Source organism: Clavibacter sp. CT19, assembly GCF_027858075.1.
GTDB classification, from domain to species: domain Bacteria; phylum Actinomycetota; class Actinomycetes; order Actinomycetales; family Microbacteriaceae; genus Clavibacter; species Clavibacter tessellarius_A.
Window position 1 is genome coordinate 12,216 of record NZ_JAQHYR010000008.1, and the last position, 14,449, is coordinate 26,664.

16 protein-coding genes are annotated in these 14,449 nt (G+C 74.1%); 6 read left to right on the forward strand and 10 right to left on the reverse strand.

Going from position 1 to position 14,449, the window contains the following annotated elements; genetic code table 11:
- Entirely contained in the window at positions 1-1,095 is a 1,095-nt protein-coding gene (locus PED38_RS10630; RefSeq protein ID WP_270981179.1) for a substrate-binding domain-containing protein, read from the reverse strand.
- Positions 1,096-1,262: 167 nt separating this feature from the next.
- Between PED38_RS10630 and PED38_RS10635 the strand changes: the two genes are divergently transcribed.
- The 3 genes from PED38_RS10635 to PED38_RS10645 all read left to right on the forward strand — a co-directional run bounded on the left by PED38_RS10635 (position 1,263) and on the right by PED38_RS10645 (position 4,341).
- Positions 1,263-2,261 carry a LacI family DNA-binding transcriptional regulator gene (locus tag PED38_RS10635; protein WP_270981180.1) on the forward strand — a complete coding sequence of 333 codons (999 nt, stop codon included), beginning with the start codon at positions 1,263-1,265 and terminating at the stop codon, positions 2,259-2,261.
- Entirely contained in the window at positions 2,254-3,144 is an 891-nt protein-coding gene (locus PED38_RS10640) for a PfkB family carbohydrate kinase (protein WP_063070504.1), read from the forward strand. Before PED38_RS10635 ends, PED38_RS10640 begins: the two co-directional genes overlap by 8 nt.
- Before the next feature lie 327 nt (positions 3,145-3,471).
- Positions 3,472-4,341 carry an NAD(P)H-binding protein gene (locus tag PED38_RS10645; RefSeq protein WP_270981182.1) on the forward strand — a complete coding sequence of 290 codons (870 nt, stop codon included), beginning with the start codon at positions 3,472-3,474 and terminating at the stop codon, positions 4,339-4,341.
- Positions 4,342-4,520: 179 nt separating this feature from the next.
- On the opposite strand, the gene PED38_RS10650 is transcribed toward PED38_RS10645, so the two are convergent.
- From PED38_RS10650 to PED38_RS10670, 5 genes are all read right to left on the reverse strand, one after another.
- The gene (locus tag PED38_RS10650) at positions 4,521-5,009 is read right to left on the reverse strand and encodes a hypothetical protein (protein ID WP_270981184.1); all 489 of its coding nucleotides are present in this window, start codon (positions 5,007-5,009) and stop codon (positions 4,521-4,523) included.
- Entirely contained in the window at positions 5,006-5,839 is an 834-nt protein-coding gene (locus tag PED38_RS10655; RefSeq protein ID WP_131798094.1) for a hypothetical protein, read from the reverse strand. Before PED38_RS10655 ends, PED38_RS10650 begins: the two co-directional genes overlap by 4 nt.
- A 445-nt stretch (positions 5,840-6,284) precedes the next feature.
- Positions 6,285-6,641: a DUF202 domain-containing protein gene (locus tag PED38_RS10660; protein ID WP_270981186.1), complete on the reverse strand. Its 357-nt coding sequence runs from the start codon at positions 6,639-6,641 to the stop codon at positions 6,285-6,287.
- Positions 6,638-7,006, reverse strand: a complete 369-nt coding sequence (locus tag PED38_RS10665) for a YidH family protein (RefSeq protein ID WP_063070510.1) — start codon at positions 7,004-7,006, stop codon at positions 6,638-6,640. The genes PED38_RS10660 and PED38_RS10665 overlap by 4 nt, the downstream gene beginning before the upstream one ends.
- On the reverse strand, positions 7,003-7,980 hold the full coding sequence (locus PED38_RS10670) for a DMT family transporter (RefSeq protein WP_063070511.1): 978 nt from the start codon (positions 7,978-7,980) through the stop codon (positions 7,003-7,005). Before PED38_RS10670 ends, PED38_RS10665 begins: the two co-directional genes overlap by 4 nt.
- 71 nt (positions 7,981-8,051) lie before the next feature.
- On the opposite strand from PED38_RS10670, the gene PED38_RS10675 reads away from it, so the two are divergent.
- Positions 8,052-9,008: a LysR family transcriptional regulator gene (locus tag PED38_RS10675; protein ID WP_270981187.1), complete on the forward strand. Its 957-nt coding sequence runs from the start codon at positions 8,052-8,054 to the stop codon at positions 9,006-9,008.
- A gap of 72 nt (positions 9,009-9,080) precedes the next feature.
- On the opposite strand, the gene PED38_RS10680 is transcribed toward PED38_RS10675, so the two are convergent.
- The 3 genes from PED38_RS10680 to PED38_RS10690 form a co-directional block, all read right to left on the reverse strand.
- The gene (locus PED38_RS10680; protein ID WP_270981188.1) at positions 9,081-9,947 is read right to left on the reverse strand and encodes an aldo/keto reductase family oxidoreductase; all 867 of its coding nucleotides are present in this window, start codon (positions 9,945-9,947) and stop codon (positions 9,081-9,083) included.
- 110 nt (positions 9,948-10,057) lie between these two features.
- Complete coding sequence (locus tag PED38_RS10685) at positions 10,058-11,353, reverse strand: MFS transporter (protein WP_270981189.1); 1,296 nt, start codon at positions 11,351-11,353, stop codon at positions 10,058-10,060.
- A 79-nt stretch (positions 11,354-11,432) separates the two neighbouring features.
- Positions 11,433-11,813: a winged helix-turn-helix transcriptional regulator gene (locus PED38_RS10690; RefSeq protein WP_063072802.1), complete on the reverse strand. Its 381-nt coding sequence runs from the start codon at positions 11,811-11,813 to the stop codon at positions 11,433-11,435.
- Positions 11,814-11,927: 114 nt separating this feature from the next.
- On the opposite strand from PED38_RS10690, the gene PED38_RS10695 reads away from it, so the two are divergent.
- A complete protein-coding gene (locus tag PED38_RS10695) occupies positions 11,928-12,791 on the forward strand; it encodes an SDR family oxidoreductase (RefSeq protein WP_270981190.1) in 864 nt (287 codons plus the stop codon).
- 103 nt (positions 12,792-12,894) lie between these two features.
- Here the strand turns inward: PED38_RS10695 and mmuM are convergent, their stop codons facing one another.
- Positions 12,895-13,788 (reverse strand): homocysteine S-methyltransferase, encoded by an 894-nt coding sequence (mmuM, locus tag PED38_RS10700; RefSeq protein ID WP_270981192.1) that lies wholly within the window; start codon positions 13,786-13,788, stop codon positions 12,895-12,897.
- A gap of 101 nt (positions 13,789-13,889) precedes the next feature.
- Between mmuM and PED38_RS10705 the strand changes: the two genes are divergently transcribed.
- On the forward strand, positions 13,890-14,402 hold the full coding sequence (locus PED38_RS10705) for a MarR family winged helix-turn-helix transcriptional regulator (protein WP_270981193.1): 513 nt from the start codon (positions 13,890-13,892) through the stop codon (positions 14,400-14,402).
- Positions 14,403-14,449 lie beyond the last annotated feature (47 nt).

A 14,449-nucleotide genomic window follows, 5' to 3' on the forward strand; every position in this document is an offset into this window, starting at 1 on the left:
TCACTCGCCCCAGCACTTCGTCGCGGCGTCGTCGGCCGTGATGCTCTCGAGGCCGTCCACGGGGGTGTCGGTGACGAGCGCGGATCCGGTGTCGAAGAAGTCGAGGCCGGCGCTCGTGGCGGGCTTGGTGCCGTCCTTCGCGAGCTGCGCGATGGCCTCGACGCCGAGCTGCGCCATCTTCACCGGGTACTGCTGGGCGGTGGCGCCGATGACGCCCTCCTTCACGTTCTTCACGCCCGCGCAGCCGCCGTCGACCGAGACGAGGACGACGTCCTTCTCCTTGCCGGCGGCCTGGAGCGCCTGGTACGCGCCGAACGCGGCCGGCTCGTTGATCGTGTAGACGACGTTGATGTCCGGGTCCTTCGACAGCAGCGTCTCCATGGCCGTGCGGCCGCCGTCCTCGGCGCCCTGCGTGGCCTCGTTGCCGACGATCTCGTAGTCGCCGCCGCTGTAGTCGCCGGTCTTGGCCTCGTCGCCGTTCTTGGCCTTGTCGCCGACGTCGATGCCCATGCCGGTGAGGAAGCCCTGGTCCCGGTCGTAGTCGACCGACACGGCCTTGTCGTCGTACAGGTCGAGGAGGGCGATGGTCGCCTTCTTCCCGCCGAGCTGCGACGCGGCCCACTTCCCGATGGACTCGCCCGCGGCGAAGTTGTCGGTGGCGAACGTGATGTCGACGGAGTCGGCCGGGTCGGGCGCCGTGTCGAGCGCGATCACGTAGAGGCCGGCGTCGCGCGCCTTCTGGATGGCGTCGACCACCGAGGGGCCGTTCGGGGTGATGAGGATGCCCTTGTCGCCCTTCGAGATGGCGTTCTCGATGGCCTGGATCTGGGTGTCCTCGTCGCCGTCCTCCTTGCCGGCCGCCAGCGTCAGGCTGATGCCGGAGGATGCGGCGGCGTCCTTCGCGCCGTCCTGCATGGCGACGAAGAAGGGGTTGGTGGTCGTCTTCACGATGAGCGAGACGCCGACGTCGCCCGAGCCGGATCCGCCGCCCGAGCCGGAGCCCGAGCTGGAGCAGCCGGTGAGCCCGACCGCGGCGACGAGGGCCGCGGAGCCGAGGGCGATGGTGCGCACGAGGCGCGGGGATCGGTTCGTCATTGATGGATCCTGTCCTTCGGGTGGGAGCGCGCTCCCGACAACGTTGTCATGGGAAGGTCTAGCGGGTCGGAGCCGGTATGGTCAACCCATAGCGCAGAGAGCGAGACCCATCCGTGACACCGTTGTCATCCCCGAGCGGAGCCCCGTCCGGCGCGCGCCGACCCACGATGAAGCACGTCGCGCGGCTCGCGGGCGTGGGCATCAAGACGGTGTCGCGCGTCGTCAACGGCGAGCCGAACGTCTCCGCGGAGCTCACCGACCGGGTCCGCGCGGCGGTGGAGCAGCTCCAGTACCAGCCGGATCTGCACGCCGGCAACCTGCGCCGCACCGACCGCCGCACGAACACGCTGGGCCTCCTCGTCGGCAGCGTCGCGAACCCGTTCTCGGGCGCGCTGCACCGCGCCGTGGAGGAGGCGGCCAGCGACCGTCACGTCGCCGTGTTCGCCTCGAGCCTCGACGACGACGCCGACCGGGAGCGCTCCGCCGTCGACGCGTTCCTCGCCCGCCGGGTCGACGGGCTGATCCTCACCACCATCGCCCCGAGCCAGGCGTACCTCGGCGTCGCGGCGTCGCGCGGCACCCCGCTCGTGTTCGTCGACCGCGTGCCGACGGGGCTGGAGGCCGACGCGGTCATCGTCGACAACGCGGCCGGCGTCTCCCGTGCCGTGGCGCACCTGGCCGACCAGGGGCACCGCCGCATCGCGTTCCTCGGCGACCGGCCCGAGATCTTCACGGCCCGGGAGCGCGAGCGCGGCTTCGCCGACGAGATGCGGCGGCGCGGGCTCTCCGTGGCGCCCGAGCTCGTGCTCGAGGGCGCGACCGACGAGGTCGTGGCGGATGCGCTCGCCGAGCGCCTGCTCGCGCTGGCGGAGCCGCCGACCGCGATCGTGAGCGGGCAGAACCTCATCACCATCGGCGTCATCGCGGCGCTCCGGCGGCACCGCGCCCAGCGCCGCATCGCGCTCGTCGGCTTCGACGACCTGCCGATGGCCGCGCTCCTGGAGCCCGCCGTCACCGTCGTCGCGCAGGATCCGTCGCGCATCGGCCACGCCGCCGCCGAGCGCGTCTTCGCCCGGCTCGACGGTGACGCGGGACCCGCGCAGACCGTCGTCGTCCCCACCACGCTCATCGTCCGAGGCTCCGGAGAGGTCCCCCGAAATGCATGACCAGCCCATCGTCGTCGTCGGCGACGCCCTGATCGACCTGCTCCGCGAGGACGGGGAGGAGACCGCCTTCGTCGGGGGAGCGGCCCTCAACGTCGCGGTCGGGCTCGCGATCCTCGGGCACCGCGTGCAGCTCATCGCGATGGTCGGCGACGACGAGCACGGCCGTCGCATCCGCGCGGAGCTCGACGCGCACGGGGTCGAGCTCATCGCCACCATCGGCCCCTCGGGCACCTCCGTCGCCGTGAGCGAGCGCGAGGACGGCGAGCCGCGCTACTCGTTCAACGAGGCCGCGTGGAACCGCCGCGTGCGCATCGGCGCGGCGGAGCGGGCGGCGCTCGACGCGGCGTCGCTCGTGGTCGTCAGCTGCTTCCCGTACGACGACCACGCGCAGGCCGACGAGCTCCTGGCGGCCGTGCGGGATCCGCGCGAGCGCCTGCTCGTCGACCCGAACCCGCGCGCCGGCATGCTGCACGACGCCGAGCGGTTCCGCGTCGGCTTCGCGCGCGCGGCGGCCGAGGCGCTGCTCGTGAAGGTCGGCGACGACGACACGGCCCTCCTCGAGCTGGGCGCGCTCGCGGACGCGCGCGCCGGGCTGCACGCGACCGGCAGCCGCCTCGTGCTCGCCACCGACGGCCCGCGCGGCGCGTCCGTGCAGCTCGAGGACGGCGAGGTGGTGGCGACGGGCATCGCGGCGGATCCGCGTCCCATCGTCGACACGATGGGCGCCGGGGACGCGTGCCTCGCTGCGGCGGCCGACGCGATCGCCCGCCGGGGTGCTCCGCGCACGGCGGCGGAGGGCGAGGCGATGCTCCGCACGTGCATGGCCATCGCTGCCGCCACCTGCCGGCAGCCGGGCGCGCTGCTGCGGATGCCGACGGCCTGAGGCGGGCGCCGGCTCGCGGGATCGGCAAGGGGAGCGCGTGCGCGGAGGCGGGTGTCGGGCCGCCCTCGTGTCGCTGCGGACGCCGGATGGTAACCGGGCATCCGGCCGCTGTCGAGACGCGCGGGGCGATGGGATCGCCGGCCCTCGTCCGGCGTAGCCTCTCGACGCACGAGTCGATCGAGCCGCCGAGCGGTCTCCCCCTCGGCGGCTCCGCTCGCGCAGCTCCTCGCCGTCGTCCGTGACGCGTCCGGCGGCGACGAGCTCCCGAGCGGACGGCCGACGACCGTGCCGCACGCACGCACGCATTGACGAGACAGGAGGATCACCATGGGCGACGCACGAACCCTGATCATCGGCGGGACCGGGACGGTCGGCTCGGCCGTCATCGCCGAGGCCCTGCGCCGGGGCATGACCGGACTGAGGGTCCTGAGCCGCGACGCGCGGCGGCTCGCCGACCTCCCCGACGGCGTCGAGGGCGTGGTGGGCGATCTGGGCGACCCCTACGAGGCGACGTCGGCGTTCGAGGGCGTCGAGCAGGTCTTCCTGGCCCTGACGGGGACGCCCACCGAGCTGTACGAGACGACCGTCGCGGTGGACCACGCCGTGGCGGCGGGCGTCCGCCGGATCGTCTACCTGTCCGTCCAGGACCTCGACCGGGCGCCGCAGGTGCCCCACAACTCCGCGAAGCTCGCGGTGGAGGCCCTCCTCGAGCACAGCGACGTCGAGGCCTGCTTCCTCCGGGTCAACAACTTCTTCCAGAACGACGTCTGGTACCTCGAGGCGATCCGCGACGGCCTGTACCCGCAGCCCCTCGGCGGGACGGGCGTCTCCCGGGTCGACGTGCGCGACATCGCGGAGGTCGCCGTGAGCGCTCTGACCCCGGGGACGGAGCTCGAGGGTCCGATCGACGTGTTCGGCCCGACCGCGTGGACGGGCGACACGACGGCCGCGGCCCTGTCCGAGGCCCTCGGGACGACGGTGACGTACGCGGGAGACGACCTCGTGGCGTGGCGGGAGTTGTCCCTGGCCTCCATGCCGTCGTGGCTCGTGTACGACTACGAGCGCATGTACTCGGGGTTCCAGCGGGACGGGCTCATCGGGACCCCCGAGGCCCTCGCCCGTCTCACCGCCGTCCTCGGACATCCGCCCCGCTCCTACGAGGACTTCGTGCGCGAGGTGCTGGTGCCTGCCCTGTAGGGCGGGGCGTGCCGTCGTGCTGCCGCGTCTGACGCGCTGATCGCGTCAAGGCGGCCGATCGGCTTATACTCGGCGGTGCACGTTGCAGTAGCGGCGTGAAGTGAGCTCGGCAGCCTTCCGGACGGTCGGTGAGCCGAGCTTCGCGTTTTTTAGGCCCGGTTGTGCGGCAGGATCATCGGCTATATCCGACGTCGCCAGTCGCCACCCTTCGTGTAGCTCCACGCGATCGCGTCCGCGATCCACAGCAACGGCTCTTGATGTGCGGTCTCGTGGGCGTAGGTCATGGTGTCGCGGAGGCCGTGTTCGTGGGCGGCGGCGTAGAGGACCTTCTTGTCGGCGCGCTCGATGGAGACGTCCCGCTCGAGGATGATCCGCTCGTGTCCGTCCCGTGCGGCGAGAGCGACGAGGCCTTGAAGGCATGCCTCTCGGCCGCTGGCCTCGTGCTTGAGGTCGGAGTGCACGACGTGGGCACGGACACCGAGACTTTCCAGCGTCGACAGGATGTGTCGGCGCCGTGAGTCGCTCTCGTTGGTGAAGTGCAACCGGCGCTGGCCTGGCAGCACCAACGCACGCATCTGCTGCCGCAGCGTTGCCTGATCATCCGCGACGACGACGGCGACCATCGTGTAGCCCTTGCTCTTGGACTCGTCGACGAACAGCGCGCTCACGGCCTCGGCTCCGGCGAGGCGGCGAAGAGAGTCTTTCCTCGATCCTTAACGAGCTTTGCGATCGCCTTCCGGGAGAACGGCTCCGTCATGGTGTATTTGATGCTCTCGGCCCACCCGGTTGGCGACTTCGCTGACGGCACGTGCTTCGACGTCGAGACAAGCAGGTCCCGTGCCTCAAGCCCGCGCAGGCCGCGACGGGCAGTGCTCTCCGAAACCCCGTACCACTGCCGCGCCTGGTTGAACGGCAGCACGAACCCGTCTTGCTGATCCAATCCGATGAGCAGCATGAGCCTCTCCGACTGGTCCAAGGACACGTCATACCCGTTGGCCCAGTACGAGTAAGGCAGCTTGAAGTAGTTCCCGTCCGCCGCTTTCTGCGGCCGCGTGTACGCGGTTTTGTTGCCGGACTCATCGAGGAGCAGGTACTGCATGCTGTTGCCGACGCGTCGCCGTTCGATCAAGTCGAGCGAGTTGAGCTTCGTGATGACCTTGGACCACCGTGACTTCGCCGTAGCCTCCGTTGCACCGTCTTCCAGGCAGAGAAGGTCTACCCAGGTGGCTACGGGGTAGTCCGCCTGGTATGGCTCGCTGCTGGACGCCAGCGCGTGCAGCAGCAGGTACGCATTCAACGCCGACGGGTTCGCCGCCAGCTTCGCGAGCTGGGCACCGCGGCTGCCCTCGGCGCCGCGTGGCTTCTGCAGGAACGTACGGCGGATCGGCACGAAGCCTCGCTTGGTGCCGGTGAGCATCTGTTCGAGGAGCGCTTCTCGTGGCGGCCGCTCGGACGGAGCGGGCGTCGCTCCGAAGGTCGGGCGGGTCGTTGAGGGCATGGTCCAACAGTAACCGTAGATCGACTGTCGGCTATACGCCGCCCATCAGTAGCAGTTGCCGCCACAGACACCCCTATGCGAGTCCATGTGATGTCGATTGGAGGTCACTGTGAGGCCGAATGCGATGACCATAGCGACTTGCGGGGAGGGTCGCACTGGAGAGACCGGGTTGCCGCGCGGGGCATCCCGGCCTCTCGCCAACCGGTTGCCGATTCCAGCGGCACTCTGCGATTGAATGTTGATGACTACGGCTCCCGAACCTTCGGGGATGCACTAGCGAGACACGCCGGACGGGGAGCTGTGCGTCCTGCGGGTCGATGTCACTGGCGGCGTGGCCTCCCCGTGGGGCCGGCGTCCAGGCGCCGCGACTGTCACGTCCTCGATCGTGGGGGTGCGGGCGGCATTCATAAGTACGGCGCGGTGCCTGTCCGGATCCGCCGTCGGCTCAGCGGGCGAGCGCGAGGGCCAGCGCGGCGAGCCCGGCGCACGCGGTGAGCGCGGCGACGAGGGCGGGCAGCGCGCCGCCGGGGAGCGCGGTGGTGCCGGGGCCGGCGGGTCCCGCGGTGAGGATCCGGTGCACCCGCCGGTAGCGGAGGTGCGCGGTCGCGAGCACGGCCAGGGCGGCGATCACGCCCGCCGCGGCGACGACCAGCCCGGCCGGCCCGAGGAGCGCCGGGAGCGCGCGGAGCCCGAACAGGGATCCGACGACGAGCGCGAGGGCCGTGCGGCGCCAGGCGAGGGCGGTGCGCTCGGGCTGGAGGCCAGGGTCGAAGGGGCGCCCGGCCGGGTCCGGCGCGCTCACGCGGTCAGCACGCCCAGCAGCACGAGCACGCCCGCGCCGACGACCGCGATCCCGAGGGGCAGCGACAGCGCGGCCGACGGCAGCGGGCGGTCCCGGCGGAGGGCGCGCTCGGTGCGCATCCAGCCGATCCACGCCTGGGCGGGCGCGGCGATCCCGGCGACGATCAGCACGAGCGACGCGGCCAGCCGGAACCCGGGCTGCAGCCCGAGCGCGAGCGCCTCGAGCGCGACGCCGCCGGCCAGGAGCGCGAGCGAGGTGCGGATCCAGGCGAGGAACGTGCGCTCGTTGGCGAGGCTGAAGCGCACGTCGGGCTCGGCGCCCTCGCGGTAGACGCGACGGGGGAAGCGGCGGTCGGGCGCGGTCATGCGGCGGGATGGGGCAGGCGCGGCGCCGCGTCGGGCTGGGGCATGCGCCCATCCTCGCGGGTTCCGGCGCGGGCGGCGTCGACGGATGCACGGTGCCGCCGCTCGATCGCCTGGCCCGCGTACGACGCCGCGACGATGAGCGCCGCGCCGCCCGCGCCGACCGGCCCGATCGCCTCGCCCGCCACCACCACGCCCACCAGCAGCGCCCACACCGGCTCGGTCCCCATGAGGATGCTCGCGCGCGACGCCGACGTGCGCCGCACCGCCCAGAGCTGCACCGCGAACGCGAACAGCGAGCACAGCACCCCGAGGAAGAGCACGCCGGCCCAGCCCCGGGCATCGAGCGAGGCGGCCGCCGCCGGCAGGTCGGGCCCCGCCAGCGCGGAGAAGAGGGCCGCGCAGACGCCCATCTGCACGAGGACCACGCCGAGGGACCCCTCGCTCCGCCCGCGCGTGAGGTGCCCGCTCGCGGTGACGTGCACGGCCCGCACGACGGCCGCGGCGATCACCAGCCCGTCGCCCGGCGTGGGCGCGCGCAGCCCGCCCTCGGAGACCAGCAGCGCGACGCCGACCACGGCCGCGACCGCGGCGACGAAGTACGACCGCGGCAGCCACGAGCGCGACGCGGCGCCCTCGAGGACGGGCGTCATCACGAGCGCCAGGCTGATGAGGAGGCCCGCGTTGGTCGCGCTCGTCAGGTGCACGCCCCACGTCTCCAGCCCGATGACGGCGGCCTGCGAGCAGCCGAGCGCTGCCGCGATCAGGAGGCCGCGCCCGCGGGGCAGCCGCTCGCGCCGGGCCAGGCAGACGATCCCGGTCGCGACCGCGGCGACGAGGAAGCGCAGCGCGACGGCCGCGGGCACGCCCGTCTCCGCCGCGAGGTCCTTGGCCGCGAGGAAGCTCGCGCCCCACACGGCCGCGACCGCCAGGAGCAGCAGGTCGACGACGGGTCCGGGACGGGTGGGGGAGGCCATGCCCCCACTGTCCGGCAGCAGACCCGGAAGATCGACGGGCATCGTCTTCATCGATGCGTTAGACAGGGCTCATGGATCCCGCCCGCCTCCGCCTCCTCCGCGAGCTCGGCGATCGCGGGAGCGTCGCGGCCGTCGCGGTCGCGATGCACGTGAGCGCGTCGGCCGTATCGCAGCAGCTCGCCGCGCTCCAGGCCGGCGTGCCCGTGCCGCTGACCGTCAAGCGTGGGCGGCGCCTGGCGCTCACGGAGGCCGGCGAGGCGCTCGCCGCGGCGTCGACGCGCGTGGACGAGGCGCTCGCCGCCGCCCGCGATGCCGTCGGGTCGTTCCTCGCGCACGACGACCGGGCCGTGCGCGTGTCCGCCTTCCACAGCGCCGGGCTCGCGCTCTTCGGGCCGCTGCTCGCGGAGCTGGCGGGCGCGGAGGCATCCGGGGCGGGCGGATCCGGGGCGGGCATCCGGGTCTCGCTCGCGGACGCCGACGTGGCGCAGGGCGACTTCGCGGGCCTCACCGCGGATCACGACCTCGTCGTCGCGCATCGCCTCCCGCACGATCCGCCGTGGCCGACCGCCCGGCTCGTGGTGGTTCCCCTGCTGGTGGAGCCGCTCGACATCGCGCTCCACGCCGGGCACGCGCTCGCGTCGTCGGCGGCGATCACGCCGGAGATGCTGCGCGACGAACGGTGGATCTCCACGCACGCGGGCTTCCCGCTCGCGGGCGTGCTCGACCACCTCGGCGCGCTCATCGGGCAGGCGCCGCGCATCGTGCACCGCGTCAACGAGTTCTCGGTGGCGGCGCAGATCGTGCGGGCCGGCGACGCCATCGCCGTGATGCCGCGGACGACCGGCGCGCCGCTCGCGGTCGACGGGATGGTGCTGCGGCCGGTCGTCGGCGCGCGGCTCGTGCGGCACGTCGATGTGCTCGCCCGGCCGGACGCGCTCGCGCAGGCGCCGGTCCGCGTGGTGCTGGGGGCGCTGCGGCGGGTGGCGGATGCGGCGGCGGAGGCCGCCGAGCGGGCCGCCGCGAGCTGACTCGGGGCGTGTCGAGGGCCGCGTCCGGCCGTCAGCCGCCCGCGTGGCGCGGGCGCCGACCACCGCCGGCCGTCAGCCGCCGATCCCCTCCAGCTCCGCGAGCGCGTCCTCGGGCAGTCGGATCCGCGCTCCCGCCACGTTCTCCCGCAGGTGCTCCACCGACGACGTGCCCGCGATGACGAGCACGTTCGGCGACCGCTGCAGGAGCCAGGCGAGCGCGACCGGCAGTGGCGCCGAGTCGAGCGAGGCGGCGACGCGCGCCAGCACCTCCGACTGCAGCGGCGAGAACCCGCCGAGCGGGAAGTACGGCACGTACGCGATGCCGTCGGCGGCCAGCTCGTCGATGAGCGCGTCGTCGTCGCGGCGCGCGAGGTTGTAGTGGTTCTGCACGCTCACGATCGGCGCGATCCCGCGGGCCTCGGCCACCTGCGCGGCCGTCACGTTGCTCACGCCGAGGTGCCGGATCAGCCCCTCCCGCTGCAGCTCGGCCAGGGCGGTGAACGGCTCCTCGATGGACCCGTCGGTCGGGCTGTCGAAGGCGCCGACGCGGAGGTTCACGACGTCGAGCACGTCGAGCGTCAGGTGCGTGAGGTTGTCGTAGACGGCCTGGCGGAGCTCGGCCGCGGAGAGCGCCTGCGGCCAGCGGCCCTTCGCGTCGCGCAGGGATCCGACCTTGGTCACGATGTGGAGGCGCTCCGGGTACGGGAAGAGCGCCTCCTCGATGAGGGCGTTCGTGTGGCCGGGCCCGTAGAAGTCGGCCGTGTCGATGTGCGTGATCCCGAGCGCGACGGCCTCGCGCAGCACGGCCCGGGCGGCGTCGGGATCCGCGGGCGGGCCGAACACGCGCGGCCCCGCGAGCTGCATGACGCCGTAGCCGAAGCGCGTGACGGTGAGGTCGTGGGCGAGCGGGAAGAGCCCTCCGGGCAGGTCGGTGGACATGGCGATCCTCTCGGGTGGCGCGGCGGGCGGCGTGCGCCCACTCTCCCGCGGCCGGCGCGCGGCGCGACCGCACTCGCAGGAGCCCGTGAGCGGATCCGCCCGCGCCGCCCCTAGGAGGAGGGAACCGACGCCCCCGGCGCCGCCTGCGCCGGCGGGTGCGCGCGACGCGTCGCGAGCACGCGGGAGAAGACGAGCACGAGGAGCCCGGACGCCGGCACGAAGAGGAGCCCGAAGCGCAGCGACGACGCGTCCGCGATGGCGCCGACGACGGGCGGCGAGATGAGGAAGCCGAGCCGCAGCAGCCAGCCGACGATCGTGAGGCCCGTGCCCGGCCGGAAGCCGGGCAGCTCGTCGGCGGCCTGCATGGCCGCGGGGATCAGGGTCGCGACGCCGAAGCCGGCCACGCCGAACCCGATGATCGTGCCGACGATGCCCGGGAACGCGAGCGCGCCGCCCATGCCCGCGAGCACGAGCACGCCGCCGAGGCGGGCGACGGCGCGCTGCCCGAAGCGGTCGACCATGCGGTCGCCGAGCATCCGGCCCACGAACTGCATGCCCTGGAGCGAGATGAAGCCGAGGCCCGCGACGAACGCGCTGGCGCCGAGGTCGCGGGAGAGGTAGATGGCCGACCAGGTGCTGCCGGAGTCCTCGACGATGGCGCCGCCGGACGCGATGACCACGAGCGCGAGCAGCACGCCGTACTTCGCGACGAGGCCGAGCGCGCGCGGGGAGGCGGCGCGCGCGACGTCGCCCTCGGGATCGGGGGCGTGCGCATGCGCGGCGCCGCCCTCGCCGGGCTCCGGCTCCGGTCCCTTCAGCAGCCACGCGAGCGCGAGCACGGCCAGCGCGCTGAAGACGACCGCGGAGATCGAGAGGTGCACGATCAGCGGCAGCCCGATCTGCGCGGCCGCGGCGCCCATGATCCCGCCCGCCACCGCCCCGACGGACCAGACGGCGTGGAAGGAGTTGTTGATCGACCGGCCGTAGAGCCGCTGCACCCGCAGCGCGTGCGAGTTCTGCGCGACGTCGGTGATCGCGTCCATGGCGCCCGCGAGGAACAGCGCCATCGCGAGCACGAGCCAGCCGGGCGCGAGGCCGGCCAGCAGGATCCCGACCGAGGCCACCACGGTCGCCGCGACCGCCACGCGCGCCGACCGGTACCGGCGGATGAGCACGCCCGCGGCGAGGCCGGCGATGAGCGCGCCGAGCGGCGACGCGGCGACCGCGGCGCCGAACTCGACGTTCGTCAGCCCGAGCTCCGCCTTGATCGACGGGTAGCGCGGCAGCAGGTTCGCGAAGATCGCGCCGTTGGTGAAGAAGAGCACGGCGACCGCGACGCGCGCGCGGCGGACGTCGCGGGTCGGGGCGGGCGTGCGCGACAGCGTCGGCGCGGACGGGGAGGGCATCGTCGGTCTCTTCCTGGCCGGGTGGCGCCGTGGCGCGCGCGGGCGGGTCGGCACCGGTTCGCGGGCTGCCGGATCCAGCCTAGGGTCGGCGGGACGCCAGCGGCGACGTGTCCTCGGTGACGTCCATGACCAGGTCCATGAGCGGCACCAGCCGGGCGCTCACCTCGTGCCCGAGCTCGGTGAGCCGGTAGTCGACCCGCGGCGGGATGGTGGGCTGCGCCTCGCGGAGCACGAGGCCGTCGTCGGCGAGCGTGCGCAGCGTGGAGGCCAGCATCTTCTCGCTGATGCCCTCGATCTCGCGGCGCAGCTCGCCCCAGCGGCGCGACCGCTCCCCGAGCGCGAGGAGGACGAGCACGCCCCACTTGCTCGTGATGTGGTCGAGCAGGGTGCGCGACGGGCAGTTCGCGGGATAGCGGCCCTCGGTCACGCCGGGTCGGTCGCGGCTCACCCGGAAGCTCATCTGCGTCACATCGCACAACTTACCAGAAGGTGGGTACCTCCCTGTGGGAAGGTACTCGGCGACGGAGTCGTTGACCCCGGCGTACCGCTCGTCCCCTGACTCGAAAGGCACCCCATGACCATCGTCGTCACCGCCGCCACCGGCCGCCTCGGATCGCGCATCGTCGCGTCCCTGCTCGCCCGCGGCTACGCCGCCTCCGACATCCTCGCCACCGCGCGCCGCCCCGAGGCCCTCGCCGACCTCGCCGCCCAGGGCGTCCGCACCGCGCGCCTCGATTACTCCGACGCCGACAGCGTCGCCGCCGCCATCCGACCCGGCGACACCCTCGTGCTCGTCTCCGGCAGCGAGGTCGGCCAGCGCGTGCCGCAGCACACCACCGTCATCGAGGCCGCGAAGGAGGCGGGCGTCGGCCGGATCCTCTACACGAGCGTCCTCCGCGCGAGCACCACCGAGCTCTTCATCGCGGGCGAGCACAAGGCCACCGAGGAGGTGCTCGCCGCCTCGGGCGTGCCCGTCACGCTCCTCCGCAACGGCTGGTACACCGAGAACTACACGGGCACGGTCGACTCCGTGCGGCAGTCGGGCGGCCTCCTCACGAGCGCGGGCGACGGCCGCGTCGCGAGCGCCACCATCGCCGACTTCGCCGAGGCCACCGCGGTCGCGGCCCTCGACGACTCGCTCGCCGGGCAGACCCTCGAGCTCGCGGGCGACGAGCGCTGGACGCAGGACGACCTCGCCCAGGCGATCTCCGGCATCACGGGCCAGCCCGTCCCCGTCTCCCGCGTCTCCTCCGAGGAGCACGCGCGGATCCTCGGCGAGGCCGGCCTCGACGAGGGCACGATCGGCTTCCTCGTGGGCCTCGACGCCGCCACGGCCGCCGGCCAGCTCGATGACGAGACGGGCGACCTGGCGCGCCTCCTCGGCCGCCCCACCACCTCGCTCGCCGACGGCCTCCGCCAGGCGGTCGCGGGCGCCTGACCCGCCCGGATCCGCGCCCGAGGCGGATCCGCACGGCTCCGCACGCGACGACGGCCCGTCCCCTCACGGGGGCGGGCCGTCGTCGCGCGCGGGCGCGGGGCGCTCAGCCGAGCGCGTCCCGCATCGAGCGGATCGCGTCGGGCCCCACCCGGCAGCAGCCGCCCACGAGGGTCGCGCCGGCGTCGATCCAGGCGCGCGCGTCGGGCACGCCCGGGTCGCCGCCCCAGCCGCGCGCGACCGCGTCCCAGCGCTCGCCGGAGTTCGGGTAGACGACCACGGGCCGGTCGGTCACGCTGCGCGCGGCGGCGATCGCGGCGGGCACCTCCTCCGGGTGCGCGCAGTTGATCCCCACGGCCACGACCTCGTCCGCCTCCTCCGCCAGCCGGAACCCCTCGGCCATCGGCTCGCCCGACCGCAGCCGCCCGCCCTCGACCGTGAACGCGAGCCACGCGGACGCGCCCGAGCCGCGCGCGAGGTCCACCAGGGCGCGGCCCTCGTCGAGGCTCGGGATGGTCTCGCAGGCGAGGAGGTCGGCGCCGGCGTCGGCGAGCACGGCGAACCGCGGCGCGTGCCAGCGGCGGAGCCCCGCGCGGTCGAGGCCGGTGGATCCGCGGTACTCCGAGCCGTCGCCGAGCGTCGCGCCGAGCGGGCCGATGGATGCGGCGACCCAGCGCGCGCGGGCAGCGCCGGGCGGATCCTCCCGCGCCACCTCATCGCGCGCCTCCGCCGCGAGCCGCACGCTCGCGCGCAGCAGCTCCTCGGTGTCGGCGTGCGTCAACCCGCGCGCCGCGAACACGGCGAACCCCACCTGGTACGACGCCGTGATCGCGACGTCGGCGCCCGCGCGGAAGTACTCGGCGTGCGCCGCGCGGACCGCGTCCGGCTCGTCGGCGAGCACGCGCGCGCTCCAGAGCGGATCCGACAGGTCGTGGCCGCGCGCCTCCAGCAGCGTGCCGAGGCCGCCGTCGAGGAGGAGCGGGCGGTGGGGGAGCTGCATGCGCACATCCTGCCGGAGCGGCCGGCCGGATCCGAGCCGGGGGTCATGCGCCGTCGCACACGCCGCCGCCGGGTACCGTGGACGCGACGGTGGGAGTCCCGATGAAGGATGACGACGACGTCGACCTGGTGATCGACGCGTGGGGTGCCGCCCTGCCCGACGTCGACTTCGCGCCGCTCGACGTGGTGTCGCGGCTCCGGCGGCTGCTGCCGCAGATGCAGCGGATCCGCGAGGGCGCGTTCGCCGCCGAGGGCCTCACGACGAGCGAGTTCGAGTTCCTCTCCATCCTCCGCCAGCAGGGCGACGCGGGCCTCACGCGCGCCGCGCTCGCCGAGCGGCTCGGCACCGACACGGGCAGCCTCGTGCACCGGGTGAACCGGCTGACCGCGCGCTCCTTCATCACGCGCGAGGAGGATCCGTCGGGCGGCCGCAGCCGGCTCGTCGTGCTCACGCCGTTCGGCATCGAGCGCGTCGACCGGGCGATGCGCCGGCTCGTCGCCGACGAGGACGAGGTGCTCGCCGACCTCAGCCGGGCCCAGATCGCGACCCTCATCGACAGCCTCCGGGTGATCGCGCGCACGACCGAGCGGGTGCGCACGCGCCGGTCGTCCTGATCCCCGGCGCGGCCCCGGTCCCGCCGCGGCCCCGGTCCCGACCTTGG